This window comes from Mesorhizobium sp. WSM4313 (assembly GCF_002294725.1).
Classification (GTDB): domain Bacteria; phylum Pseudomonadota; class Alphaproteobacteria; order Rhizobiales; family Rhizobiaceae; genus Mesorhizobium.
This window is the reverse complement of sequence record NZ_NSFT01000022.1, coordinates 34,970-60,065: the sequence shown is the minus strand read 5'-3', so window position 1 is coordinate 60,065 and position 25,096 is coordinate 34,970. Positions and strand designations below refer to the sequence as shown.

The following is a 25,096-nucleotide window of genomic DNA, read 5'->3' as shown; positions in this document are numbered from 1 at the left end:
CGCCCGCAAGCTTGTCGCCTAGAAACGCCTCCGCCAGGCTCAACTGTCCCGTCTGCTTCACAGCCATCGCGATTCCCTCCGAGCTTCCTCTCAGAGAATCACAACCAGCCAATTACGCAACAGGCCCACAAGGGGAGAAGGAGAAAGGCGCTATCGCCGCAGCAACTTCTCCAACTCGCCCGCATTCGTCACCACCGGCATGCAGACCTGCCCGCTGCAGAACCAGGCGCCCGCCTTGTCCGTCGGCGGCAAAACGCCGCCCGGCAACAACGGTCGATTCGCTTCCGAACCGACCGGAACGACAATGTCGACCCGGCGCGGGTCCGGATTCCGATTCGCGACCGGAACGAGGCTTGGTGATTCTGGCTCGTCTACAATGACAAGCTTCAGCGGCTCGAGCGCCAGGGCACAGGCGTTGACGATGCCGGCCTGGCCGTAGGCCTGCTGCGAGGCGCGGCCCATGGCATGCTCGGCGGTCGTCCACGCCTTTTCCCAGAGACCGAGGTCGCCGGTGAGCGATGACAGCCGCACCAGCGCCTCGACGATCTGGCTGGTGGCCGACGGGATTGCTTCATCCACATCACCGCGGATGCGGATCGGAACGTCGCCGCTGTCCGACGCCGTCAGCCAGTAGCCGCTCTTTTGTTCATCCAGGTGCCAGCGGTCGAGCTCGTCGATGAACTGTCGGGCGCGATCGGAATAGGCCGGATCGCCGGTCGCCTCGAACAGCGCGATCGCCGCGTTGGTCATGGCGGCATAATCGCTGGACAGCGCCGGGAAAAGCCTCTTCGCGCCTAGCATGGAATGCGGCAGCCGTCCGTCCTGGCCGGCCTCGACGATATGGCCGAAGGCTTTTGCGGCGGCGTCGATCCAGTCGCGCCGCCCAAGCGAGCGGCCCGCCTCGGCGAGTGCTGCGATCATCAGCCCGTTCCAGTCGGTGAGCGCCTTGCCGTCGCGGCCCGGCCTGACCCGCCCTTCGCGGACGCCCAACAGCTTTGCCCTCAGAGACGCCAATTTCGCATAGTCGGCGATGCCCTGAGCTTGCTGGGTCTCGCTCTGGCGAATGATCGGCTTGCCTTCCCAGCCATGCGGCGCAGCGAGCTCGAAATACCGGAAGAAGGTCGACGTATCGTCGCCGAGCGCGGCTTCGACTTCGTCGCGGTTCCATGTGTAGAAAAGCCCCTCCTCGCCGTCGCTGTCGGCATCGAGGCTGGCGGCGAAGGCGCCGCCTTCGACCAGCATCTCGCGCAGCAACCAGCCGACGGTCTCTTCGATTCGTATCCGGAACAAGTCATTCCCGGTGGCCGCATGGGCCCAGTTGCACAGGCGGATGAGCTGGGCGTTGTCGTAAAGCATCTTCTCGAAATGCGGCACCAGCCATTCGGCGTCGGTGGAGTAGCGGCTGAGACCGCCGCCGACGTGATCGTAGATACCGCCGGCGAGCATTTTTTCGAGGCTGGCGAGCACCGCGTCGCGATGCGCGGCCTCGCCGTCACGCAGCCAGGACAGCCAAAGCGTGTGCATGAAGGGCGCGTTGGGGAATTTCGGCGCGCCCTTCAAGCCGCCGAGATCGCGGTCGATCATGCCGCCGATGCGGGTGGCGAGGTCGGCCAGCGTGTCGCGATCGAGCACCGCCTTGCCCGTCGCGCTGGCTAGCCGCTGCTCGACATGGGCGGTCAGCCCGTCGGCGATTTCGGCGAGGCTCCGCTGCTTCTCGCGCCAGGCCTTGTCGACCGCTTCCAGTACCTGGATGAAGCCCGGCCTTCCGTAACGCGCCTCGCGCGGGAAATAGGTGCCGCCCCAGAAAGGCTTGCCGTCGGGTGTCAGAAACATGGTCAGCGGCCAGCCGCCCTGCTCGCCCATGGCATGCAGCGCGGCCATATAGATCTGGTCGATGTCGGGCCGCTCTTCGCGATCGACCTTGATATTCACGTAGAGCCGGTTCATGACGGCGGCCACGGCGTCGTTCTCAAAGCTTTCATGGGCCATGACATGGCACCAGTGGCAAGCGGCGTAACCGATGGAGAGCAGGATCGGCCGCCCGAGCTGCTTCGCTTCGGCAAGGGCCGCAGGCGACCAGCCGCGCCAATGGACAGGATTGTCGCTGTGCTGCTGCAGATAAGGGCTGGCCTCTTCGGCAAGCAGGTTTCGTGCGGGTAAGGTCACGATGGACGGCTCTTTTTTGGGTCTCATGCATCAACGCTGGAGCATGATGCCGAAAAGTGTGAAGCGGCTTTCGGCCGTGCTCTATCTTTCAATCTAGGCGGTTCGGCAGGTCCGGCAAATGGTTTCCCCAATGGCTTCGAAGGATTCGATCGTCGCACTGTCGAGCGGCCGCTTGCCGGCAGGCATCGCCGTCATCCGAATTTCCGGCCCCAAAACTCGGTTCGTGGTCGAAACGATAGCCGGATCCGTTAAGGATCGGTTTACCACGTTGCGAAGGCTCCGGGCGGCCGACGGCTCGATCATCGATCACGGCCTCGTCCTGTTCTTTCCAGGTCCCGGCAGCTTCACCGGGGAGGACGTTGCAGAGTTCCAGGTCCATGGCAGCCGCGCCGTTGCGGCCAAGATGCTGGAGACGATCACGCAGTTCGATGGGGTGCGGCATGCGGAACCGGGCGAGTTTACCCGGCGCGCCTTTCTGAACGGCAAGCTTGACCTCGTCGAGACCGAGGCGCTCGCCGATCTGGTCAATGCCGAGACGGAGGCGCAGCGCCGCTTCGCCCTGCGCAATGCCGAAGGTGCGCAAAGCGAGCTCTATTCGGACTGGCGCCGCCGGCTGATCCACGCGCGAGCCATGATCGAAGCGGAGATCGACTTCGCCGACGAAGAGGACGTGCCGGGTTCCGTTTCGGATGCGGTCTGGTCCGACGTGTCGGTGATGATCGGGGAAATCGATCGCCACATCGGAGGTTTCACGGCCGCGGAGATCATTCGCGATGGTTTCGAAGTCGTGATCCTCGGCGCCCCGAATGCCGGCAAGTCCAGCTTGTTCAACGCGTTGGCGCGGCGCGAAGCGGCGATCGTCACCGATGAACCGGGCACGACGCGCGATCTGATCGAGGTGGTGATGGACCTTAACGGGCTGAAGGTACGACTTGTCGACACGGCCGGGCTGCGGGAGACTGCGGGCAAGGTCGAGTCGATCGGCATCGAAAGAGCGCGGGCCAAAGCTGACGTGGCGGATCTCGTTCTGCTGTTGGAGGATATGGCCGATCCGGCGCCCGTTGGGGGTATTCCAGGTGGGGCTCCGGGGCTGAGGATCGGAACGAAGTCGGATATCGCCAATGCCGCCGGCGGTGACTACGACTTGGTGATTTCTTCCAAGGACGGCAGCGGCCTGGACCGCCTTCTGAACGAGATAGGGGCCCGCGCCGCCGCTGCGGTTGGCGAGGTGGGTGACGTGCTGCCATCCAGGCTGCGCCATGTAGAGTTGCTCAAAGAGGCAGCGGATTTCCTGCGGGCGGCACTGTCGGGCCATAGACAGGAGCTGCGCGCTGAGGAACTGCGGCTGGCGGCCGAGCGCCTTGGCCGGATCATCGGCGCGGTTGATGTCGAAGATTTGCTCGACGTCATCTTTTCGCAGTTCTGCATCGGTAAGTGATTCACGTGAAACACGGGCTGGGGCGCTGCCCCGCAATGATTCACGTGAAACTCCGCCAACGCCGCCGGCTTCGCAGTTGTCGGCTTGGATCGCAATGCTCGCCATTCATTGTTTCACGTGAAACGAGTCCACCTCTCCTTGACACCAGCCGCCGTCGGGGACATCTGTCAACCCAATCTCTGAAAGCGGATTGTTGGAAAAATGACCAATCACTATGATGTGGTGGTGGTGGGCGGCGGCCATGCCGGTTGCGAGGCGGCGAGTGCTGCCGCGCGCGCCGGCGCCAGGACCGCGCTGGTGACGCTGCGTTTCGAGACGATCGGCGTCATGTCGTGCAATCCGGCGATCGGCGGTCTCGGCAAGGGGCATCTCGTGCGCGAGATCGACGCCATGGACGGGCTCATGGGGCGCATCGCCGACGCCGCCGGCATCCAGTTCCGCCTGCTCAACCGCCGCAAGGGGCCGGCCGTGCGCGGTCCGCGCACCCAGGCCGACCGCAAGCTTTATCGCTTGGCAATGCAGGAAGCGATTCGGCAGCAGAACGATCTCGACGTGATCGAGGGCGAAGTCCTCGACCTTGAGATCGAAAACGGTAGCGTCGCAGCCGTGCTGGTTTCCGGCAATCGGCGGCTGGCCTGCGGCGCCGTCGTGCTGACCACCGGCACGTTCCTGCGCGGGCTGATCCATATCGGCGAAAGGAAGATCGTCGCCGGGCGGATGAACGAGCAGGCAAGTCTCGGCCTGTCGGCGACGATGGCGCGCGCGGGTTTCAAGCTCGGTCGCCTGAAGACCGGAACGCCCCCTCGCCTCGACGGCCGCACCATCGACTGGGCCTCGCTGGATGCCCAAGCCGCCGACGAGGATCCGGTACCGTTCTCACTGATGACGGACAAAATCGCCAATCCGCAGATCCATTGCGGCATCACCCGCACCATGCCGGAGACGCATGAGCTGATCCGCGCCAATCTCGGTCGTTCGGCCATGTATTCCGGCTCGATCGAAGGCATCGGGCCGCGCTACTGTCCCTCGATCGAGGACAAGATCGTCAAGTTCGGCGACCGCGAGGGCCATCAGATCTTCCTCGAGCCCGAAGGCCTCGACGACGACACCGTCTATCCGAACGGCATCTCGACCTCGCTGCCGGAAGAGGTGCAGCTCGACATGCTGAAGACGATCCCCGGGCTGGAAAAGGCGACGATGCTGCAGCCCGGCTATGCCATCGAATACGACCATGTCGATCCGCGCGAGCTGAAGACGACGCTGGAGACGAAGCGCGTCGTCGGCCTTTTCCTGGCCGGGCAGATCAACGGCACGACCGGTTATGAAGAGGCCGGCGCGCAAGGCCTGCTTGCCGGCATCAACGCGGCGCGGGCGGCATCTGGCGATGAGCCGTTCGTGCTCAGCCGCACCGAGGCCTATATCGGCGTGATGGTCGATGATCTGACCAGCCGGGGTATCGCGGAGCCCTATCGCATGTTCACCTCGCGGGCGGAGTTCCGGTTGTCGCTGCGCGCCGACAACGCCGACGCGCGGCTGACGCCGCTGGCGGAAAAACTCGGCATCGCGTCATCGGAGCGGCTGCAGCGTTTTGGCGCGCTGGCGCAGAAGCTCGACGAAGCCCGCGCGCTGGCAAAGTCTGTGACGCTTACGCCGAATGAAGCGGCACGGCATGGGCTGGAGATCAACAAGGACGGCGTGCGCCGCTCGGCCTATGCGCTGTTGGCGCATCCGGGCGTCGACATGGCCTGGCTGAGAAGGGTCGAGCCGCGCTTTGCCGAACTGGACGCCAAGACGGCGGAGCGGCTCGAAACGGAGGCGAAATATTCAGTTTACCTCGATCGCCAGCAAGCCGACGCCGCACAGATCAGGCATGAGGAATCGCGGCTCATCCCCGAGGCGCTCGATTTCTCGGACGTTCCGGGACTTTCAAACGAGCTGAAGCAGAAGATGAAGGCGCGCCAGCCGCGCTCGATCGCCGATGCGCAGCGCATGGAAGGCATGACACCCGCCGCGCTTGCCATCATTGTCGCGCATGTCCGCAACGCCGAGTTCGCAGCGCGAAGGGACGTGGCGTGAGCGCGGATGCCTGGGCGAGCCTGCAAAAGGCAGCGGGTCCGGTTTCACGTGAAACATTCGAGCGGCTGCAGGCTTTCGAACAGCTGTTCCTGAAATGGAACCGCAGCATCAATCTGGCGGCGCCGTCGACACTGGACGATGTGTGGCGCCGCCATATCCTGGACAGCGCCCAGCTTGCGCGAATCGCACCCACCGCGACGCGCTGGGTCGATCTCGGCTCAGGCGGCGGTTTTCCCGGCCTCGTGCTGGCTTTCCTGCTGGTGGAGCGCCCCGGCGCATCGATCGCCCTGGTCGAAAGCAATCGCAAAAAGGCGTCGTTCCTGCAATCCGTCATAGGCCAGTTCGATCTGCCGGCGCGTGTCGTGGCCAGGCGCATCGATGACAGCTATGCGCTTGTTTCAACACCAGAAATCGTCACGGCCAGGGCGCTGGCGGCGCTTCCGGTCCTGCTCGACCTATCGGCGCCCTGGCTGACCAGCGGCGCAAGCGCGCTCTTTCACAAAGGCCGGGATTACCGCGCCGAGGTGGAAGAAAGCACTCACCGCTGGGGCTTCGATCTGGTAGAACATTCGAGCATGACCGACGCCGAAGGCGTCATCCTCGACATCACCGACTTGCGCCCAGCGAAACAGCAATGAATTACTGGCATAAATCCATGAAAACCGGACCGCGTATCATCACTGTCGCCAACCAGAAAGGCGGGGTCGGCAAGACGACGACGGCCATCAACCTGGCCACGGCGCTGGCCGCGATCGGCGAGCGCGTGCTGATCGTCGACCTCGACCCGCAGGGCAATGCCAGCACCGGCCTCGGCATAGACCGCAAGGATCGCACGGTTTCGTCCTATGACGTGCTGACTGGCGAGCTCGAGCTGGAGCAGGCCGCGGTGCCGACGGCGGTGCCCGGCCTCTCCATCATACCCTCGACTCTCGACCTTCTCGGCATCGAGATGGAAATCGCCTCGGCGCCCGACCGCGTGCTCAAGTTGCGCAATGCGCTGCGCGCCGCCTCCGAGCGTTCGGCCCCGTTCGGCTATGTGCTGATCGACTGCCCGCCCTCGCTCAACCTTTTGACTTTGAATTCAATGGCGGCGGCCGATTCCGTTCTCGTGCCGCTGCAATGCGAGTTCTTCGCGCTGGAAGGTCTCAGCCAGTTGCTGGAGACGGTCGAGCAGGTGCGCAATACCATCAATCCGGACCTCACCATCCAGGGTATCGTGCTCACCATGTATGACGGGCGCAACAACCTCGCCAACCAGGTGGTGCAGGATGTGCGCACCCATATGGGCGACAAGGTCTATGAGACGATCATCCCACGCAATGTGCGCGTCTCCGAGGCGCCGTCCTACGGCAAGCCGGCGATCCTTTACGACCTGAAATGCTCGGGCAGCCAGGCCTATCTGCAGCTCGCCTCCGAGGTGATCCGCCGCGAGCGCAAGCTGCGCGCCGCCTGAGCATCATCGCGCGGCTTGGTTAATCAGCCGATTCGATTCCGAAACGATCTGGACAAACTCATGAGCGAAGACCAATCGAGAAAAAGACTGGGCCGCGGCCTCGCGGCGCTGATCGGCGAAATCGACCGTCCAGCGGCGCCCGAAAAGCCGGGCGTGGCGGTGGCGGCCGACGGCAAGGTGCCGATCGAGTTCGTCAGCCCGAACCCGAAGAATCCGCGCCGGCATTTCGGCGATGCCGAGCTCACCGACCTAGCCCAGTCGATCCGCGAGCACGGCGTGGTGCAGCCGGTCGTGGCGCGCCCCTCGCCGTCGCAGCCCGGCCGCTACGAGATCATCGCCGGCGAGCGGCGCTGGCGGGCTGCGCAGCGCGCCGGCTTGACCGAGATCCCGCTGATCGTGCGCGACGTCAACGACCGCACCGCGCTGGAGCTGGCGATCATCGAGAACGTGCAGCGCGCCGACCTCAATCCGGTCGAGGAGGCGCAAGGCTACCAGCAGCTCATCGACGAGCATGGCTACACGCAGGCCGATCTCGGCCAGGTGATCGGCAAGAGCCGCAGCCATGTCGCCAACACGCTGAGACTGCTGAAGCTGCCTAACGTCATTCACGACATGCTGGTCGACGGCGATTTGTCGGCCGGCCACGCCCGAACGCTGGTCACCGCCGAAGACCCGGCCGGGCTCGCCAAGCGCATCATCAAGGAAGGGCTTTCGGTGCGCCAAGCCGAAGCCTTGGCGCAAATGCCCGCCGGCCCGACGCCAGCCAAGACCAAGACCTCGGCAGGCATCACCGACAAGGACCCCGACACGCTGGCGCTCGAGAAGCTGATGACCGATACGATCGGCATGATCGTGAGCATCGAGCACAAGGGCAAGGGCGGCACGCTCAAGATCAACTACCGCTCGCTGGAACAGCTCGACGAGCTCTGCCGGCGCCTGAAGGACGAGCGGTAGGCGGCTGAGGCGCCATGGTATTTGGCGGTAGCTGAGGTTTTGGCTGAACGTTGGATACGTCTGATATATCGGTGATAGACATAATGGGCTGGCGATGCGCCGGCCCTTTTTTTGTTTGCGCGGTGCGCGGCTAAGATGCCGGGAACTGCGGATCCTTCCCTGCGAGAAGATGCCCCGGCAGGACAGAGGAGCGTGCTGTCCCGTCAATCTGTCCTTCGTCATTCTAGGGCGGAGCAAGGAGCGAAGCGACGCGCGAAGACCCTAGAATCCATGCCGTGACGCCTGAGCGCCGCCACGGTGCAGAACGCTCACCAACCAATTCCGCGAAACAGCTCGAACCATTCCGGATTGGTCTTCTCGATCAGTTCAATCTTCCATCGGCGGGGCCAACGCTTCAATGACGTCTCACGCTGGATCGCGTCGGCGATGTCGAAATACTCCTCGTACCAGACCAAACGCTGCACGCCGTAGCGACTGGTGAAGTTGGAGCCTTGGCCAGACTTATGCTCAGGCATCCGACGAGCAAGGTCGTTGGTGACACCGATATAGATCGTGCCGCCTTTTTGGCTTGCTGTCATGTAAACGTAACCGGTCATGTTGCGATCTTAGCTGGCGCAGCCATTGGCGGCTATTCTGGACCGCAGTATTCTACGGCCAATGCCACGGCATGGATTCTAGGGTCTGCGCGCGTCGCTTCGCTCCTTGCTCCGCCCTAGAATGACGAAGGATATGTCGGCGAGACAGCGCCCCTCCCCAGCGCCCTCCGCTTGACAGTCCACGGCAACGGCGTACGCTCTATTAGCTTGACCTTAAATTACTGCCCCGGCGTGCCGACCAGTCGCGGTGAGGGCTATCTGCCGTTCTCCGTGAAACGGCACCGCCTCGCCAAAGCCGGACACGCTTGACGCAACGGGAGGTGCAAATGGCAGTCAGTTGGCAATTGTCCGGAAATTACTTCGAGAATTGCAGCTGCGACGTCGTATGTCCCTGCCTGCTGTCCACCCAGGCGCAGCTGACATCGAAGCCGACGAAAGGCGTTTGCGACGTCGCCTTGGTCTTTCATATCGACAAGGGCAGTTTCGGGGACGTTCGGTTGGACGGGCTCAATGTCGCGATGGTTGCTCACACGCCAGGTCCGATGGCGGAGGGCAATTGGACGGCCGCCGCCTATATCGACGACCATGCGGATGATAGGCAGACCGAAGCGCTGGGCGCCATCTTCACCGGCGCCGCGGGCGGGCCGATGGCCGCCTTCGCGCCGATGATCAGCACCAATCTCGGAGCCAAGAAGGTGCCGATCAGATACCAGGCCGACGGCAAGAAGCGGTCGGTGGAGATTGCCGGCGTGATGCAGTTGGCGGTCGAACCGTTGCCGACAATGCGCGAGGACGGCGAGATGTGGGTGGCCTCCGGCCATCCCGTCAATCCCGACTGGCTCGGTATGGCGATGGGAATGGAAGGCAATACTTTCAGCGACCATGGCATGAGTTGGGACAATTCCCGCCGGAACGCGCACTACGCTCCGATCAATTGGTCCGGCCAGCAATAGTCCCGCACGCATGGTCGGAACGGCCTCGCCCATGACGCTGACATTGCAGCGAAACATCATTCTCGCCCTGTTGGGCGCTGTCGCCGCGGCGGCGTGGGTCTTGCTCATCCGGCAGCGGATCGGCATGGACGCGGACATGCGCATGCAGATGTACTCACCCACCATGGGCATGGCGGCGCCGCTGTTTCTTGCCGTCTGGATGATCATGATGATTGCCATGATGTTTCCGACGGCGGCGCCCATGATCCTGACCTTCCACCAGGTCCAGGCCGGCAAACGGGGTCGCGGCGAGGCCTTTGTCGCTACCTGGGTATTCGTGGCAGGCTATATGCTGGTTTGGGGCACGGTGGGCGTTTTGGCCTTTGCCGGCGCCGCAGGAGCCGAGACGCTTGCCGATCATGCGGGATTGTCCACGGCGACGGCCGCGCGCATCGGCGGCGCCCTGCTGATCATTGCCGGCGCCTACCAGCTCTCGCCACTGAAGGATCTGTGCCTGGCCAAATGCCGCACGCCAATCGGTTTCATCCTGACCTCCTGGCGCGATGGTTCCTGGGGCGCGGTCCGCATGGGCCTCGAGCACGGCGCCTTTTGTCTGGGCTGTTGCTGGCTCTTGTTTCTGGCACTTTTCCCGCTCGGGATCATGAACGTCGCCGCAATGGCCGTGGTCACGCTGCTGATCTTTGCGGAAAAGACCTTCCCGGCGGGAAAGGGCATAGCAAAAGTGTCGGGTGTCGCCCTGCTCCTTTACGGCGCGGCGGTGCTGGTGTTTCCCCAGGCGCTGCCGACCTTTCAGCCGGCGGACCAGATGATGAACTGACCAGCGGCCGGGCAGGACGTATCCTTCGTCATTCTAGGGCGGAGCAAGGAGCGAAGCGACGCGCGCAGACCCTAGAATCCATGCCGTGACGGTTGAGAGCCGCCACGGTGCAGAACGTTCACCAGCCAATTCCACGAAACAGTTCGAACCATTCCGGATTGCTCTTTTCGATCAGTTCAATCTTCCATCGCCGTGGCCAGCGTTCCAGTGACGTCTCACGCTGAATGGCATCGGTGATGTCGAAATATTCTTCGTACCAGACCAGACGCTGCACGCCGTAGCGGCTGGTAAAGCCGGAGCCTTGGCCGGACTTATGCTCAGGCATCCGGCGAGCAAGGTCGTTGGTGACACCGATATAGATCGTGCCCCATTTCTGGCTAGCAGTCATGTAGACATAGCCGGTCATCTGGCGATCCTAGCTGGCGCAGCCATCGGCGCCTATTCTGGACCGCAGCATTCTACGGCCAATGCCACGGCATGGATTCTAGGGTCTGCGCGCGTCGCTTCGCTCCTTGCTCCGCCCTAGAATGACGAAAAATACGCTGGCGGGACAGCACTCCTTTGGCCTGCCGGCCATCTCCCCTGCAAGGAGGGAGATCAGCTGTCGCTCCGGCCGCCGCCAGTCGCCGGCGTTTATCTTTGCCCTAGCCTCGCGCTCTCGATCGCAATGCCAAGCAGCGCCTGGCGTGCCAGCGCTTCCGACAGGTCCGGTCGTTTGCGGGTCTGCAGCACCGCCGTCTGCAGCCGGCCGAGCGCACGTGCGAGCGCCTCGACGTTCCAGCGCTCCAGCGTCTTTTCCACCAGCTTGCGGCGCGAGAAGAAAACCGGGGGGCGGGCGCCGGCGACGACCGAAGCGGCGTTGCGGCCGCCGGTCTCCATCTGGCCGCGCATCGCCTGGATCGCCTGCAATTGCCGCATCGCCGATGACAGAACCAGGAACGGATGGCCGCCGGACTGGCAGTGACGGTTGAAGGCGATGTCGAAATCGCCGACCTTGCCGTCCAGCATGGCGTCGACAGCGGCGTCGAAGGAAGCGCCGGAGACGTCGCCCGACAGCGCGTTGACGTCGTCGATGCCGATCTCCTTGTGGCCGTGCGCGTAGAGCACCAGCTTCTCGATCTCGCCACGCGAGGCGAGGCGATCGCCGCCGAGGTTGCGGCGCAGCGCCTGGCGGGCGTCCAGCGTCATCGACATGCCGGCCTTGCGCAATTCGTCGTCGATCACCGAATCCAGGTCGCGGGCTTCGTCGGCGTAGCACGGCAAGGCGATCGCGTTGCCCGCAGCCTCGACGATGGCCCTGAGGCCCGTGCCTTTCTTCAGGTCGCCGGCTTCGATGAGGATGATGGCGTCGGGCGCGGGCTCCGCGGTCAGCGCCTTGATGTCGTCAGCCAGCGCCTTCTGGCCGCTGGCATTGCGCACCCAAAGCAGCCGCCGGTCGGAAAACATCGGCACCGTGCGGGCTTCGTCGAGCAGCCGCCCCTCATCGCGGTCGACTTCGGCGCCGTCCAGCCTGACGACAGAGAAGGGGTCGTCGAGCGGCAGGCCGGTTTTCGCGGCGAAGGTTTTCGCCCGCTCGGCGACAAGGCCGCGGTCAGGGCCGTAAAGCAGGACGATTGCCATGGCCGGATCGGGCTTCGCCAGCCACGAATCGACCTCGTATCCTTTCTTCTGTGCCATGCGGGGTGAATTAGCACGCGGCGGGGGCCGAGTGAACGGAGAAGCGGCGGGCCTCTCTTCGTCATTCTCGGGCTTGACCCGAGAATCCATGCCGTGACCTCTGTCGAGGGCGCAAGGGTGCAGAATATTCTGTAACTGCTGCAACGCCTAAACGTCACGGCATGGATTCTAGGGTCTACGCGCGTCGCTCCGCTCCTTGCTCCGCCCTAGAATGACGATCCTAAAGTAGCGCCTGTCACGCCCCCCTCTGCCCTGCCGGGCATCTCCCCCACAAGGGGGGAGATTAGCTGCTACGGCCGCCGCGCATATCCCGCTTACTTTTTCTGGCGGCAATCGCCTCGCAAACTTCCGCCAAATTGCGCGGCGGGCAAAAACATCGACAAGAAATTTCGCCGCCATATCTGCATCTTGGCGTCTGTGCCGCATCGGTTCCGCGGGGCCGACGACCGGGAGGATGTCCGCCTTCTCGCACGATGAAATGGCGGCGCGGATATGCAAATATCGCACCGGCAACATTGGAGGATGTGAGCTCATGGCCGACGCTGGATTGTTGCGCTTCCATGTGCCCGAGCCAGAGGTTCGGCCCGGCGGCACGCCGGATTTCTCGAATGTGACCATTCCCAAGGCGGGCTCGGTGCCGCGCCCGGAGATCGAGGTCGATCCGCGCAGCATCCGCGACATGGCTTTCTCCATCATCCGTGTGCTGAACCGCGCCGGCGAGGCCGTCGGGCCGTGGGCCGGGCTGCTTTCGGACGAGGAGCTGCTCGAAGGCCTGCGCCATATGATGACGCTCAGGACCTTCGATGCGCGCATGCAGATGGCGCAGCGCCAGGGCAAGACCTCCTTCTACATGCAGCATCTGGGCGAAGAGGCGGTGAGCTGCGCTTTCCGCAAGGCGCTCAAGCCGGGCGACATGAATTTCCCGACCTACCGGCAAGCCGGCCTTCTGATCGCCGACGGCTATCCGATGGTCACGATGATGAACCAGATCTATTCCAACGAGGCCGATCCGCTGAAGGGGCGGCAGCTGCCGATTATGTATTCGTCGAAGGAGCACGGCTTCTTCTCGATCTCCGGCAATCTGGCGACGCAATATATCCAGGCGGTCGGCTGGGCGATGGCCTCGGCGATCTCCAATGATTCCAAGATTGCGGCAGCGTGGATCGGCGACGGCTCGACGGCGGAGTCCGATTTCCATGCGGCGCTGGTGTTTGCTTCGACCTACAAGGCGCCTGTCGTGCTCAACGTCGTCAACAACCAGTGGGCGATCTCGACCTTCCAGGGCATCGCGCGCGGCGGCTCCGGCACGTTCGCCGCGCGCGGGCTTGGCTTCGGGATCCCGTCGCTGCGCGTCGACGGCAATGATTATCTCGCCGTCCATGCGGTGGCCAAATGGGCGGCGGAGCGGGCGCGCGCCAATCTCGGGCCGACGCTGGTCGAATATGTCACCTACCGCGCCGGCGCGCATTCGAGCTCGGACGATCCGTCAGCCTACCGGCCAAAGGCGGAGTCCGACGCCTGGCCGCTCGGCGATCCGGTGATCCGGCTGAAGAACCATCTCATCCACAAGCAAGTCTGGTCGGAGGAGCGCCATACCCAGGCGGAGGCTGAGATCCTCGAAACGGTGATCGCGGCGCAGAAGGAGGCCGAAAGCCACGGCACGCTGCACGCCGGCGGCAAGCCGTCGACGCGCGACATGTTCGAGGGCGTCTATGCCGAAATGCCGCCGCATCTCAGGCGCCAGCGCCAGCAGGCGGGGGTCTGACCATGCCGAGACGCACCATGATCGAGGCGATCCGTGACGCCATGGACGTGTCGATGGGGCGCGACGAGAGCGTCATCGTCTATGGCGAGGATGTCGGCTTCTTCGGCGGCGTCTTCCGCGCCACGCAGGGCCTGCAGGCCAAATACGGCAAGAGCCGCTGCTTCGACGCGCCGATCAGCGAATCCGGCATTGTCGGCTCGGCCATCGGCATGGCCGCCTATGGGCTGAAACCCTGCGTCGAGGTGCAGTTCGCCGACTATGTTTACCCGGCTTACGACCAGATCGTCTCGGAGGCGGCGCGGCTGCGTTATCGCTCGAACGGCGATTTCACCTGCCCGATCGTGGTGCGGATGCCGACCGGCGGTGGCATTTTCGGCGGCCAAACGCACAGCCAGAGCCCGGAAGCGCTGTTCACCCATGTCTCCGGCCTGAAGGTGATCGTGCCCTCCAATCCGCACGACGCCAAGGGATTGCTGATCGCGGCGATCGAGGATCCGGATCCGGTGATCTTCCTCGAGCCGAAGCGGCTCTATAACGGCCCGTTCGACGGCCACCACGACAAGCCGGTGACGCCATGGTCGAAGCATGATCTCGGCGAGGTCGCCGACGGCCACTATACGATCCCGCTCGGCAAGGCGGCGATACGCAGGCAAGGCTCGGCGGTCACCGTGCTCGCTTACGGCACGATGGTCTATGTCGCGCAGGCCGCGGCCGAGGAGACCGGCATCGACGCCGAGGTGATCGATCTCAGGACGCTGCTGCCGCTCGACCTGGAGGCGATCGTCGCCTCGGTGAAGAAAACCGGCCGCTGCGTCGTCGTGCACGAGGCGACGCTCACCTCCGGCTTCGGCGCCGAGCTGGTGGCGCTCGTGCAGGAGAACTGCTTCTACCATCTGGAAGCGCCGGTGGCGCGGGTCGCCGGCTGGGACACGCCCTATCCGCATGCGCAGGAATGGGACTATTTCCCCGGTCCGGCGCGGGTCGGGCGCGCGCTCGTCGAAACCATGGAAGCTTAGAGTGGGGGAGGCCTGAGATGGGCGAGCACGTCATTAAGCTTCCCGATGTCGGCGAAGGCGTCGCCGAGGCCGAGCTTGTCGAGTGGCACGTCAAGGTCGGCGACCTCGTGCGCGAGGACACGGTTCTCGCCGCCGTCATGACCGACAAGGCAACCGTCGAGATCCCCTCGCCGGTCGACGGCGAGATCCTGTGGCTCGGCGCCGAGATCGGCGACACGGTGGCGATCGGCTCGCCGATCGTGCGGCTGAAGGTGGCCGGCGAAGGCAATGTGAAGACGAACATCGGTGGCGGCGACGCGCCAAAGCCCGAGGCTCCAGCCAAGCCGGCCGAGCCGAAAGCGGAACCGCAACCGAGCAGCCCGAAGCCTGCACCAAAGCCAGCCGACCCGCCGGCCCAGGTTTCGCCGGCAGCCGCGCCAATGGCCGCGCGCCCCTCAGTGTCCGGCGCGCCGCGCGCGGAAGGCGAGAAGCCGCTGGCCTCGCCGGCCGTGCGCCTGCGAGCGAAGGAAGCCGGCATCGATCTGCGCCAGGTTGCGGGCAGCGGTCCGGCCGGGCGCATCAGCCATGAGGACATCGACGCATTCCTCGCGCGCGGCCCGCAAGTGGCCCGCGCCACCGGGCTTGCCCGCAAAGACGGCGTCGAGGACATCAAGGTCGTTGGTCTCAGGCGCAAGATCGCGGAAAAGATGTCGCTGGCGAAATCGCGCATCCCGCATATCACTTATGTCGAGGAGATCGACGTCACGGCATTGGAAGATTTGCGCGCCACCCTCAACAAGGAGAAGCGTGCCGATCGCCCCAAGCTGACGCTGCTGCCTTTCCTGATGCGGGCGATGGTCAAGGCGATCGGCGAGCAGCCGAACCTCAACGCGCTGTTCGACGACGATGCCGGCATCATCCACCAGCATGAAGGCATCCATATCGGCATCGCCGCGCAGACGGCGAACGGGCTGGTGGTGCCGGTCGTGAAACATGCCGAGGCGCGCGACCTGTGGGATAGTGCTGCGGAAGTCAACCGGCTGGCCGATGCGGCCAAGGCCGGCACGGCGAGCCGCGAGGAGCTTTCCGGCTCGACCATCACCATCACCTCGCTCGGCGCCATGGGCGGCGTGGCGACCACCCCGGTCATCAACTACCCGGAAGTGGCGATCGTCGGCGTCAACAAGATCATGGTGCGGCCGGTGTGGGACGGCACGCAGTTCATCCCGCGCAAGATGATGAACCTGTCGTCAAGCTTCGACCATCGCGTCATCGACGGCTGGGATGCCGCGGTTTTCGTGCAGCGCATCAAGGCGCTGCTGGAAACGCCGGCACTGATCTTTGTGGATTGAGGGAGATGGGGTCGGTCTCGAACGTCGCGGCGCCGAAATGCGCGCTCCCCCTTCTCCCCTTGTGGAGAAGGTGTCGCCGAAGGCGACGGATGAGGGGTGCTCCAGCGGAGTGAGACGTTGGCTTTCCCTGGAACACCCCTCATCCGTCTCGGCGCTGTCGCGCCGATCCACCACCCGGCCCGTCGCAGGCTCAGGGCGTTCGAAGCTCGAAAAGCCAAGCAATTGGCTTTTCGTCCGCTACGCGGACCGCTTCTCACCCCACAAGGGGAGAAGGAGAAGGCGCGCCGCGACCTTCGCCATCAAGAAGAGCGTGATCCCATGAAAGAAATCTCCTGCAAGCTGCTCGTCATCGGCGCCGGGCCGGGCGGCTATGTCTGCGCTATCCGTGCCGGCCAGCTTGGCGTCGACACGGTGATCGTCGAGTTCGGCAAGCCGGGCGGCACCTGCCTCAATGTCGGCTGCATCCCGTCCAAGGCGCTGATTCATGCCGCGGAAGAGTTCGGGAAGATCGCACATATGGCCCGCGGCAAGGATCCGCTGGGCATCAAGGTCGGTGCGCCGACGCTCGACCTGACCAAGACCATAGCATGGAAAGACGGCATCGTTAGCCGGCTCAACAGCGGCGTGGCCGGACTTTTGAAAAAGGCCAAGGTGAAAACCGTACAAGGCTGGGCGACGTTTCGGGACGGCAAGACCGTCGAAGTCGAGACGGAGACCGGCACGCAGGTCATCCACGCGGAGACCGTGGTGATCGCCACCGGCTCGGCGCCGGTCGAATTGCCCTTCCTGCCGTTCGGCGGCCCGGTGATCTCGTCCACCGAGGCGCTGGCGCTGAGCGAAGTGCCGGAGAAGCTCGCGGTCGTCGGCGGCGGCTATATCGGGCTCGAGCTGGGCATGGCCTTCGCCAGGATGGGTGCGAAGGTCACCGTGGTCGAGGCCTTGCCGCGGGTGCTCGCGCAATATGACGCCGAGCTGACAAGACCGGTGCTGAAACGGCTCGGCGAGCTCGGCGTCGAGGTGATGACAGGGGCGAATGCCAAAGGCCTGTCGGCCAAGGGCGACGCGCTGCTGGTCGAGACGGCCGACGGCAAGAACGCCAAGATCGCCGCCGACAGGATCCTGGTCACGGTCGGCCGCAAGCCGCTGACCGAAGGCTGGGGGCTGGAGCAGATCGACCTCGACATGGCGGGAAAATTCATCCGCATCGACGACCAGTGCCGCACTTCGATGCGCGGCATTTTTGCCATCGGCGACGTCACCGGCGAGCCGATGCTGGCGCATCGCGCGATGGCGCAGGGCGAGATGGTGGCCGAAATCGTCGCCGGCCACAAAAGAAGCTGGGACAAGCGCGCCATTCCGGCGATCTGCTTCACCGATCCGGAGCTGGTCACCGCCGGGCTGTCGCCCGAAGAAGCGAAGGCGCTCGCTGGCGAGATCAAGATCGGCCAGTTCCCCTTCGCCGCTAATGGGCGCGCGATGACGAAGCAGGGCGAGGACGGTTTTGTGCGGGTCGTGGCGCGTGCCGACAACCATCTGGTGCTGGGCATCCAGGCGGTCGGGCAGGGCGTGTCGGAACTGTCGGCGGCTTTCGGCCTGGCGCTGGAGATGGGCGCGCGGCTGGAGGACATCGCCGGCACGATCCATGCGCATCCGACGCAAGGCGAAGGTTTCCAGGAAGCGGCGCTGAAGGCGCTCGGGCACGCGCTGCATGTTTGAGCGCTTCTTCCTTCTCCCCCTGTGGGAGAAGGTGGATCGGCGCGCAGCGCCGAGACGGATGAGGGGTGTTCCAGCGAAGTGAGACGCTGGCTTTCCCTGGAGCACCCCTCATCCGTCGCCTTCGGCGACACCTTCCCCCACAAAGGGGGAAGGGGAGCCGGCGCCCCTCAGCTCGCCAGCCGGCTTACCATCTCGTGCTGGGCGTAGGCGCGGCCGAAGCGGTTGGCGAGGAAGGCGTCGAGGGCGATGTCTTCCTGCTTGACAAAGCCCTTCGCCGGCAGCGAGCCGTCGGCCAGCATGTCGAGCACGGCGCAGATACCTGAGGCGGTGGTGATCTGAATGGCGCTGCGCACGATGTTGCCGACGCGCTGCGAATAGATCTTGTTGGCGTAGGTCTCCTGCAGCAGGCGGCCGTTGCGGCGGCCCGAAACCGTGACGAAGACGATGACCACGTCCTGCAGCGTCGCCGGCAGGGCGCTCTCGAAAATGTCCTTCAGCACGTCCCGGCGGTGGCGGAGCCCAAGGTCGTTGAGCAGCGCCTTCATGATCGCGGCGTGACCGGGATAGCGGATGGTGCGGTAGTTCAGCGTGCGCACCTTGCCCTTCAGCGTCTCGGCGAGCGTGCCCAGACCGCCGGAGGTGTTGAAAGCCTCATAGGTGACGCCGTCGAGCGAGAATTCCTCGCGCTCCTCCAGCGGCGGCACCTCGATCAGCTCGCCCTCGACGATCGCCTCGCAGGGCTCGCAATATTCGTTGATGACGCCGTCGGTGCTCCAGGTGAGGTTGTAGTTCAGCGCGTTGGACGGATATTGCGGCAGCGCGCCGACGCGCATGCGCACGCTTTCCAGCGTGTCGAAGCGGCTGGCGAGATCGTTGGCGACGATCGAGATGAAGCCCGGCGCCAGGCCGCATTGCGGGATAAAGGCGCTTTTGGCGTCACGCGCGAGCTCCTTGACGCGGCGGGTCGAGACGACGTCCTCGGTCAGGTCGAGATAATGCACGCCGGTGGCGGCGGCCGCCTCGGCGATGCGCGTGGTGAGGTGGAAGGGCGCGGCGCTGAGCACGGCGAACTTGCCGGCGAGCACCTTTTCGAGCTCGCCCGAAGCGGCGATGTCGAGCTCCTGCGTCGCGACGCCGGCCGGCAGTTCGGCGGCGGCAAGCTGAGCCGCCGAGCGGTCGACCAGCGTGACGCGGTAGTCGCCCGTGGCGTTCAGCATTTCAGCTATGGTCGAGCCGATCTTGCCGGCGCCGACGACAACGATGTTCTTCATGATCATATCCCCTGCCAATGCTGATTGCGATGTGGCGGGAATCTTCGCAGCTTTCCTGTCGAAAGGAAGGGTAGAATCTGGCAATATGAAACGTAAGTTTGAACGATTTGCCGAAAGGTTTCGTCGAAATGATCAGTGAAGCCGAACAAGCCCTGCTTACCTTGTTGCGCGCCAACGCGCGCGCCTCGACCGCCGAGCTCGCGCGCCAGCTCGGCGTGTCGCGCACCACGGTGCAGAGCCGCATCGAGCGGCTGGAGCAGCGCGGCATCATCACCGGATATGGGGTCAGGCTGTCGCCCGATTATGAGCAAGGGCTGGTCAAGGCGCATGTGCTGCTCACTGTCACGCCGAAACTCGCCGACAAGGTGGTGCGCAGCCTCGCGGCGATGCCGCCGGTCCGCACAGTGCATTCGGTGAGCGGCAATTTCGACATGATCGTCATCGTCGACGCGCCGTCGATCCGCGACCTCGACGCGCTGCTTGATCGGATCGGGGCGATGGATGGGGTAGAGCGGACGTCGTCGTCGATTATTCTGTCGACACGGGTGGATCGGTAGGGGGCCTGAGATGTTGGCGCGAGGCCCCCTCTCTGTCCTGCCGGACATCTCCCCCCTCAAGGGGGGAGATTGGCAGCTTCGACGCCGGCGCCTTTTCTGCAGCATTGGTGATTGGCGAAAGCCGGCGTGACATCTGATCTCCCCCCTTGAGGGGGAGAGGCCCGGCAGGGCAGAGAGGGGGGCGAAGGAATGAGGCGCTTGTTTTTCCTCGCTCCGATCAAGCCCTGCGTCTCTCCAGCCCCTCGTCCAGCCACGCCACATCCTCCGGCGTCAGCTTGATATCCAGCGCCCTAAGACTGTCCTCCAGCTCGTCCAGCGTGCGCGGGCCGATCAGCGGGACCGAGGGGAAGGGCTGCGACAGGACATAGGCCAGCGCGACATGGATCGGGCTCTTGCCGAGTTTGCGCGCCAATTCGATGGCGCGGTCGCGGCGGCCGAAATTCTTTTCCGAATACCAGACCCGCACCAGCTCTTCGTTGTCGGTCCGGTCGCGGCCGGCGCGGTCGGTGAAGAAGCCGCGGCCCTGGCTCGACCAGGCGAAGTTCGGCATCTGCCTCGCCGTCAGCCAGCCCTTCCAGTCATCCGTGGAAGAGGTGACGCAACCGGGCCAGATCGGCTCCAGCATCTCGGCCAGCGAGAAATTGTTGGAGAGCGCGCCGGGCTTCTGCTTACCGTTCTTTTCGGCATAGGCAATCGCCTCGTCCATGCGCTCCATCGTCCAGTTGGAGCCGCCGAACAGGCCGCGGATGCGGCCGGCTTTCGCCTCGCGATCCATCGCATCGACGAATTCGCCGACCGGCACGTCCGGATTGTCGCGATGCATGAAATAGATGTCGACATGGTCGGTCTGCAGCCGGTCGAGCGACTGCGCCAGCTGCTTGCCGATCACATCGGGATAGCAGAGCGGCGAATGCGCGCCTTTGGCGATGATCACCGACTGCTCGCGCACGCCGCGATTCCTGAGCCATTGGCCAAGCAGCGTCTCGGTGTAGCCGGCGCCATAGACGAAGCCGGTGTCGAACAGATTGCCGCCGGCCTCGAAATAGGCGTCGAGCAGGATCGAGCCGGAGGAGAAGGTGCGGAAATCCTCGAAGCCGAGCGCCAGAAGCGACACTGCGCGCGGCAGGCCGGGAATGGCGCGCTTGCCAATGGCCTTGCCATCAGTCCGCAGCGGCCGGCCAGAGAGGGTGTTGACGCGCTTAGCCGGCTTTTCGATGTCATATTCCAGCCCGACCGCGGCACGCCATTTGTCGAGGACGCGCAGCGTGCCGAGGCTGTCGGCCCAGCCCATGCCCGGCCAGGCGAACTCCTGCCGTCCGGCCAGGATCGCCTCGCCGGCGGCATCGACCTCGAAGGAGTAGAGGTGGCGGGTCTCGTCGAGGCTGATCACCTCGCGAGCCGCCCCGGACCGGATCACTTCGATCCGGCCCGGTCCGACGTCGCGGTTGCCACCGGCGAACCAGAAATCGGGCACCTCGATCTGACCCTTGGTGCCGAAGATGCGCAACACGTTGTCCTGGTTGAGCGAGATGCTGCAGGAGATCTCGGCGACGATGCCGTTGGGGAACGTGAGCAGGGCCGAGGCCCACTCATCGACGCCCGATTGGCCGAGATGGGCAGCGCCCACGACCTTGTCCGGCTCGAGGAAAGGCTGCCCGGCGGCGGCGCCCGCGATCAGCCGCGCCATCGACACCGGATAGCCGCCGACATCGAGAATGCCGCCGCCGGCCATGTCGTTGGCATAGAGCCGATGTTCCGGCATGAAGCCCGGCATGGCGAAGCCGAAGCTCGACTTGATCATGCGGATCTCGCCGATGGCGCCCGACTTGATCAGCTCGACCAATTGCAGCGTCTGCGGGTGCAGCCGGTACATGAAGGCCTCGCCGAGAAAGGTGCCGGCCTTGCGCGCTGCATGCATCATGGCATCGGCCTCGAAGGCGGTCAGCGCCAGCGGCTTCTCGCACAAGACATGCTTGCCGGCCTCGGCGGCCTTGATTGCCCATTCGGCATGGCCCGGATGCGGGATCGAAATATAGACCGCATCGACGTTTTTGTCGGCGAGCAGCGCCTCATAGCCGTCGAGGATGCGCGCGCCCGGAAAGGTTTCGGCCAAGCCCGGCTTGGCGGGATTGCGGGCGCCGAGCGCGACCAGCTCGCCGTTGCGCGATCCCGCCACGCCGCCGGCAAAGGATTTGGCGATGCTGCCGGGTCCGAGAATGCCCCAGCGGATTTTTCCAGATGTCATGTTGAATTCTCCATGGGTCGCCGCCACGCCTGGCGTGCCGGCAAAGAAAATTTGCGGGTCAACGGATCCTGGCACCCGCCTTGTCGAAGAGCAGCGCCCGTTCCGCCTTGATCGAGACCGTGAAATGATCGCCGCTGCCGCGCTGGCGCGAGGCCTCGCGCTCGACGATCAGCTCCTCGGGTCCGGCATTGGCGTAGACATAGCTCACCGAGCCCAGATGCTCGGCGACGTCGGCCTTGACCGGGATGTCACAATCGCCCTCGCCGGCCTCGAAGAAATGCTCCGGCCTGACGCCGAGCACGACCTCGGCGCCGACGGCGGGAAAAGTCTCGCAAAGCGGCTTGCGCAATCTGGCGCCGCCGTGATGGGCGAGCTCGATGATCGCGGCGCTGTTCGTCGTCTCGACGACCTTGGCGCTGAGGAAATTCATCTTCGGCGAGCCGATGAAGCCGGCGACGAAACGGTTGGCCGGGTCGTCATAGAGGTCGAGCGGCGCGCCGATCTGCTCGACATTGCCGGCTTTGAGCACAACGATGCGGTCGGCCAGCGTCATCGCCTCGGTCTGGTCGTGCGTCACATAGATCATGGTGACGCCGAGCTCCTTGTGCAGGCGCGAGATCTCGACCCGCATCTGCACCCTGAGCTCGGCGTCGAGGTTCGACAGCGGCTCGTCGAACAGGAAGACTTGCGGCTCGCGCACGATGGCGCGGCCGATGGCGACACGCTGGCGCTGACCGCCGGACAATTGCTTCGGCCGTCGCTGCATCAATTCGTCGATGCGCAGGATTTCCGCCGCTCGCTTCACCCGGCGCTCGGTGTCGGCCTTCGGGTTGCCGTTCATCCTCAGCCCGAAGCTGAGGTTCTGCTCCACCGTCATATGCGGGTAGAGCGCGTAGGACTGGAACACCATGGCGATGCCGCGGTCGGCCGGCTCGACATCGTTCATAACCTTGCCGCCGATGGCGATGTCGCCGCCGCTGATGTCCTCCAGCCCGGCGATCATCCTGAGCAGCGTGGACTTGCCGCAGCCGGAGGGGCCGACGAAGACGACGAACTCGCCGTCGGCGATGTCGATGTTGGCGCCGTGGACGACTTCGAAGATGCCGAAGCGTTTGACGACATTGGTGAGGGTGACGGCCGCCATGTTAGAGCGAGATGTAGTTAGGTTGCATCATTCTGTGTCCCAGTCGGCGAGGCATCTCGCGCTTTCTATTTGACCGCGCCGGCGGCGATGCCGGCGATGAAATGGCGCTGCAAGAGCACGAAGACGATGAGCATCGGCACCGTCAGCATCACGGCGCCGGCCATGATGCCGCCCCACGAAACCTTGGTCAGGCCGATCAGCGTGCCGAGCGCCACCGGCGCGGTCATCGCGCCCGGCTGGCTGTTGATCAGCAGCGGCCAGAGATAATTGTTCCACGAGGCGAGGAAGAGGATGATCGCAAGCGCCGCCAGCATCGGGCGGGCCAGCGGCAGCGCCACGAACAGGAAGATGCGCCATTCCTTGACGCCTTCGACGCGGGCGGCGTCGAATAGCTCGGCCGGCATCATCGAAAAGGCCTGGCGCATGAAGAGCACGCCCAGCGAATTGAACAGCGGCGGCACGATCAGCGCGATCCAGGTGTTGGCCAAGGCGAAGTCGCGCGCCACCATGATGAATTGCGGGATGAGCACCACCGCATAGGGAAGCGTGATGGTGCCGAAAATGATGGCGACGACCGCGCCCTTGCCGTGGAATTCGTAGCGCGCCAGCGCCCAGCCGGCCATCGATGTGAGCAGCACCGAAAGGACCGTGTAGGTCACCGCTACCGAGACCGAGATGCCGATGGCGCCAATGAAGTTGGTGTCGCGCTGCAGGTTCGCGACGTTGTCGAGGAAATTGTCATGCGGCAGGAGCTCGATGCCGGGGCTAAAGATGCCGTTGTCCGGCATGGTGGAGAACACCACCATCATCCACAGCGGGAACAGCCAGATCAGCGCCAGCGGCGTCAGGAAAAGATGCAGCGCAATGACGCGCCCAAGCCTTGCTTGCGAGCGCGAGGTCATTTCGGCTCCCTCATCAACCAGAGCTGCACCAGGGTGATGGCGATGGCGAGCCCCGCCATGGTATAGGCGACGGCCGAGGCGTAGCCGAAATTGAGCGAGCGGAAGCCTTGGCGGTAGAGCAGCAGGCCGAGCGTCTCGGTGCCGCCGCCCGGGCCGCCGCGTTCAGTGATCAGGAACGGCTCGGTGAAGAGCTGCATGGTGCCGATGATCGACAGCACGGCGCAAAAGACGATGACCGGCTTCAGCAGCGGCAAGGTGATGTAGAAGAACTGCTTCACCCTGCTGACGCGGTCGAGCGTCGCCGCCTCGTAGACATCCTCCGGGATCGACTGCAGGCCGGCCAGGATGATGATGGCGTTGTAGCCGGCCCAGCGCCAGGTCACCGCGATCATGATCAGCGCCATGGCCGGCGTGACGTTGGAGAACCAGTCGATCTTTGAGATGCCGACGCTCTCCAGGAGCTTGTTGACGATGCCGAAGTCGAGGCTGAACATCAGCCGGAAGACGGCGGAATAGGCGACCTCGCCGACCACCACGGGCGCGAAGAAAGCGAAGCGGTAGAGGCCGCGGGCTTTAAGCAGCGGCGAGTTCAGAAGCACCGCCATGACGATCGCCAGCGCAATCATCACCGGCACCTGGATGACCAGGATCAGCAGCGTGTTCTTCAGCGCATTGTAGAAGGCGGGGTCGCCGATCAGGCGGCCCCAGTTGAAGGTCGGCGCGAAGCGCCACGGCACGGTGCGCGTCGCCTGGAAGGAGATGATGAAGGAAGAGATAATCGGCCAGATCCAGAAGATGGCGAAGATCAGAAGGTAAGGCGTGAGGAAGCGGTACGCGGTGGCGTTCTGGGTGCGCATCAGCTTCCTCCTTTCCCGGTTGCGCCTTCTTGGCGGGCGCGGTGTTGATCATGCCGGAGCAGCGCCAATTGTCATGCAGGCGCTGTCCTGTCTTTGCCTTCTCCCCCTGGGGGAGAAGGTGGCCGCGAAGCGGCCGGATGAGGGGTGTTCCAGGGAACGCCA

The 25,096-nt window shown here is 64.4% G+C and carries 21 protein-coding genes; 12 read left to right on the top strand and 9 right to left on the bottom strand.

Annotation, left to right across the window (positions count from 1 at the left end):
• Window positions 1-150 precede the first annotated feature (150 nt).
• Window positions 151-2,166, bottom strand: coding sequence for a thioredoxin domain-containing protein (locus CK219_RS28415; RefSeq protein WP_095769881.1), 2,016 nt, complete (start codon window positions 2,164-2,166; stop codon window positions 151-153).
• Window positions 2,167-2,296: 130 nt separating this feature from the next.
• Between CK219_RS28415 and mnmE the strand changes: the two genes are divergently transcribed.
• The 5 genes from mnmE to CK219_RS28390 all read left to right on the top strand — a co-directional run bounded on the left by mnmE (window position 2,297) and on the right by CK219_RS28390 (window position 8,087).
• Complete coding sequence (mnmE, locus tag CK219_RS28410; protein ID WP_095769869.1) at window positions 2,297-3,604, top strand: tRNA uridine-5-carboxymethylaminomethyl(34) synthesis GTPase MnmE; 1,308 nt, start codon at window positions 2,297-2,299, stop codon at window positions 3,602-3,604.
• 201 nt (window positions 3,605-3,805) lie between these two features.
• Entirely contained in the window at window positions 3,806-5,680 is a 1,875-nt protein-coding gene (mnmG, locus tag CK219_RS28405; protein ID WP_095769868.1) for a tRNA uridine-5-carboxymethylaminomethyl(34) synthesis enzyme MnmG, read from the top strand.
• Window positions 5,677-6,318 carry a 16S rRNA (guanine(527)-N(7))-methyltransferase RsmG gene (rsmG, locus tag CK219_RS28400; protein ID WP_095769867.1) on the top strand — a complete coding sequence of 214 codons (642 nt, stop codon included), beginning with the start codon at window positions 5,677-5,679 and terminating at the stop codon, window positions 6,316-6,318. Before mnmG ends, rsmG begins: the two co-directional genes overlap by 4 nt.
• Before the next feature lie 17 nt (window positions 6,319-6,335).
• Window positions 6,336-7,133: a ParA family protein gene (locus CK219_RS28395; protein ID WP_095769880.1), complete on the top strand. Its 798-nt coding sequence runs from the start codon at window positions 6,336-6,338 to the stop codon at window positions 7,131-7,133.
• Window positions 7,134-7,193: 60 nt separating this feature from the next.
• Window positions 7,194-8,087: a ParB/RepB/Spo0J family partition protein gene (locus CK219_RS28390; RefSeq protein ID WP_095769866.1), complete on the top strand. Its 894-nt coding sequence runs from the start codon at window positions 7,194-7,196 to the stop codon at window positions 8,085-8,087.
• Window positions 8,088-8,395: 308 nt separating this feature from the next.
• On the opposite strand, the gene CK219_RS28385 is transcribed toward CK219_RS28390, so the two are convergent.
• Window positions 8,396-8,683, bottom strand: coding sequence for a GIY-YIG nuclease family protein (locus tag CK219_RS28385; RefSeq protein ID WP_095769865.1), 288 nt, complete (start codon window positions 8,681-8,683; stop codon window positions 8,396-8,398).
• Window positions 8,684-9,009: 326 nt separating this feature from the next.
• Here CK219_RS28385 and CK219_RS28380 point away from each other — a divergent pair, with 326 nt between their 5' ends.
• Entirely contained in the window at window positions 9,010-9,636 is a 627-nt protein-coding gene (locus tag CK219_RS28380; RefSeq protein WP_095769864.1) for a DUF1326 domain-containing protein, read from the top strand.
• 31 nt (window positions 9,637-9,667) lie between these two features.
• Window positions 9,668-10,453 (top strand): DUF2182 domain-containing protein, encoded by a 786-nt coding sequence (locus CK219_RS28375; protein WP_095769879.1) that lies wholly within the window; start codon window positions 9,668-9,670, stop codon window positions 10,451-10,453.
• 118 nt (window positions 10,454-10,571) lie between these two features.
• Here the strand turns inward: CK219_RS28375 and CK219_RS28370 are convergent, their stop codons facing one another.
• Together CK219_RS28370 and holA are read right to left on the bottom strand one after the other, a co-directional pair.
• A complete protein-coding gene (locus CK219_RS28370; RefSeq protein WP_095769863.1) occupies window positions 10,572-10,859 on the bottom strand; it encodes a GIY-YIG nuclease family protein in 288 nt (95 codons plus the stop codon).
• Between the two features lie 227 nt (window positions 10,860-11,086).
• The gene (gene holA / locus CK219_RS28365; RefSeq protein WP_095769862.1) at window positions 11,087-12,130 is read right to left on the bottom strand and encodes a DNA polymerase III subunit delta; all 1,044 of its coding nucleotides are present in this window, start codon (window positions 12,128-12,130) and stop codon (window positions 11,087-11,089) included.
• 532 nt (window positions 12,131-12,662) lie between these two features.
• Here holA and CK219_RS28360 point away from each other — a divergent pair.
• The 4 genes from CK219_RS28360 to lpdA all read left to right on the top strand — a co-directional run bounded on the left by CK219_RS28360 (window position 12,663) and on the right by lpdA (window position 17,958).
• Complete coding sequence (locus tag CK219_RS28360; protein ID WP_095769878.1) at window positions 12,663-13,895, top strand: 3-methyl-2-oxobutanoate dehydrogenase (2-methylpropanoyl-transferring) subunit alpha; 1,233 nt, start codon at window positions 12,663-12,665, stop codon at window positions 13,893-13,895.
• Window positions 13,896-13,897: 2 nt separating this feature from the next.
• Entirely contained in the window at window positions 13,898-14,911 is a 1,014-nt protein-coding gene (locus CK219_RS28355; RefSeq protein WP_095769861.1) for an alpha-ketoacid dehydrogenase subunit beta, read from the top strand.
• A gap of 17 nt (window positions 14,912-14,928) precedes the next feature.
• The gene (locus tag CK219_RS28350; protein WP_095769860.1) at window positions 14,929-16,242 is read left to right on the top strand and encodes a dihydrolipoamide acetyltransferase family protein; all 1,314 of its coding nucleotides are present in this window, start codon (window positions 14,929-14,931) and stop codon (window positions 16,240-16,242) included.
• Between the two features lie 318 nt (window positions 16,243-16,560).
• A complete protein-coding gene (gene lpdA, locus CK219_RS28345; protein ID WP_095769859.1) occupies window positions 16,561-17,958 on the top strand; it encodes a dihydrolipoyl dehydrogenase in 1,398 nt (465 codons plus the stop codon).
• Window positions 17,959-18,125: 167 nt separating this feature from the next.
• Here lpdA and CK219_RS28340 read toward each other — a convergent pair whose 3' ends face one another.
• On the bottom strand, window positions 18,126-19,229 hold the full coding sequence (locus CK219_RS28340; RefSeq protein WP_095769877.1) for a saccharopine dehydrogenase family protein: 1,104 nt from the start codon (window positions 19,227-19,229) through the stop codon (window positions 18,126-18,128).
• Window positions 19,230-19,357: 128 nt separating this feature from the next.
• Here CK219_RS28340 and CK219_RS28335 point away from each other — a divergent pair, with 128 nt between their 5' ends.
• A complete protein-coding gene (locus tag CK219_RS28335; RefSeq protein ID WP_095769876.1) occupies window positions 19,358-19,786 on the top strand; it encodes an Lrp/AsnC family transcriptional regulator in 429 nt (142 codons plus the stop codon).
• 217 nt (window positions 19,787-20,003) lie between these two features.
• Here CK219_RS28335 and CK219_RS28330 read toward each other — a convergent pair whose 3' ends face one another.
• The 4 genes from CK219_RS28330 to CK219_RS28315 form a co-directional block, all read right to left on the bottom strand.
• Window positions 20,004-22,031, bottom strand: a complete 2,028-nt coding sequence (locus tag CK219_RS28330; protein ID WP_095769875.1) for an aldo/keto reductase — start codon at window positions 22,029-22,031, stop codon at window positions 20,004-20,006.
• 58 nt (window positions 22,032-22,089) lie between these two features.
• Window positions 22,090-23,175, bottom strand: a complete 1,086-nt coding sequence (gene ugpC / locus CK219_RS28325; RefSeq protein WP_095769858.1) for a sn-glycerol-3-phosphate ABC transporter ATP-binding protein UgpC — start codon at window positions 23,173-23,175, stop codon at window positions 22,090-22,092.
• Between the two features lie 65 nt (window positions 23,176-23,240).
• Window positions 23,241-24,077: a carbohydrate ABC transporter permease gene (locus CK219_RS28320; RefSeq protein ID WP_095769857.1), complete on the bottom strand. Its 837-nt coding sequence runs from the start codon at window positions 24,075-24,077 to the stop codon at window positions 23,241-23,243.
• Complete coding sequence (locus tag CK219_RS28315) at window positions 24,074-24,934, bottom strand: sugar ABC transporter permease (RefSeq protein ID WP_095769856.1); 861 nt, start codon at window positions 24,932-24,934, stop codon at window positions 24,074-24,076. The genes CK219_RS28320 and CK219_RS28315 overlap by 4 nt, the downstream gene beginning before the upstream one ends.
• Window positions 24,935-25,096 lie beyond the last annotated feature (162 nt).

Coding starts and splice junctions, on each gene's coding strand:
- holA (WP_095769862.1), bottom strand. CDS start 12,130: ATGGCACAGAAGAAAGGATACGAGGTCGATTCGTGGCTGGCGAAGCCC.
- mnmG (WP_095769868.1), top strand. CDS start 3,806: ATGACCAATCACTATGATGTGGTGGTGGTGGGCGGCGGCCATGCCGGT.
- CK219_RS28390 (WP_095769866.1), top strand. CDS start 7,194: ATGAGCGAAGACCAATCGAGAAAAAGACTGGGCCGCGGCCTCGCGGCG.
- CK219_RS28340 (WP_095769877.1), bottom strand. CDS start 19,229: ATGAAGAACATCGTTGTCGTCGGCGCCGGCAAGATCGGCTCGACCATA.
- ugpC (WP_095769858.1), bottom strand. CDS start 23,175: ATGGCGGCCGTCACCCTCACCAATGTCGTCAAACGCTTCGGCATCTTC.
- CK219_RS28370 (WP_095769863.1), bottom strand. CDS start 10,859: ATGACCGGCTATGTCTACATGACTGCTAGCCAGAAATGGGGCACGATC.
- CK219_RS28350 (WP_095769860.1), top strand. CDS start 14,929: ATGGGCGAGCACGTCATTAAGCTTCCCGATGTCGGCGAAGGCGTCGCC.
- CK219_RS28320 (WP_095769857.1), bottom strand. CDS start 24,077: ATGACCTCGCGCTCGCAAGCAAGGCTTGGGCGCGTCATTGCGCTGCAT.
- CK219_RS28375 (WP_095769879.1), top strand. CDS start 9,668: ATGACGCTGACATTGCAGCGAAACATCATTCTCGCCCTGTTGGGCGCT.
- mnmE (WP_095769869.1), top strand. CDS start 2,297: ATGGCTTCGAAGGATTCGATCGTCGCACTGTCGAGCGGCCGCTTGCCG.
- CK219_RS28335 (WP_095769876.1), top strand. CDS start 19,358: ATGATCAGTGAAGCCGAACAAGCCCTGCTTACCTTGTTGCGCGCCAAC.
- CK219_RS28355 (WP_095769861.1), top strand. CDS start 13,898: ATGCCGAGACGCACCATGATCGAGGCGATCCGTGACGCCATGGACGTG.
- CK219_RS28360 (WP_095769878.1), top strand. CDS start 12,663: ATGGCCGACGCTGGATTGTTGCGCTTCCATGTGCCCGAGCCAGAGGTT.
- CK219_RS28330 (WP_095769875.1), bottom strand. CDS start 22,031: ATGACATCTGGAAAAATCCGCTGGGGCATTCTCGGACCCGGCAGCATC.
- CK219_RS28395 (WP_095769880.1), top strand. CDS start 6,336: ATGAAAACCGGACCGCGTATCATCACTGTCGCCAACCAGAAAGGCGGG.
- CK219_RS28385 (WP_095769865.1), bottom strand. CDS start 8,683: ATGACCGGTTACGTTTACATGACAGCAAGCCAAAAAGGCGGCACGATC.
- CK219_RS28315 (WP_095769856.1), bottom strand. CDS start 24,934: ATGCGCACCCAGAACGCCACCGCGTACCGCTTCCTCACGCCTTACCTT.
- CK219_RS28380 (WP_095769864.1), top strand. CDS start 9,010: ATGGCAGTCAGTTGGCAATTGTCCGGAAATTACTTCGAGAATTGCAGC.
- lpdA (WP_095769859.1), top strand. CDS start 16,561: ATGAAAGAAATCTCCTGCAAGCTGCTCGTCATCGGCGCCGGGCCGGGC.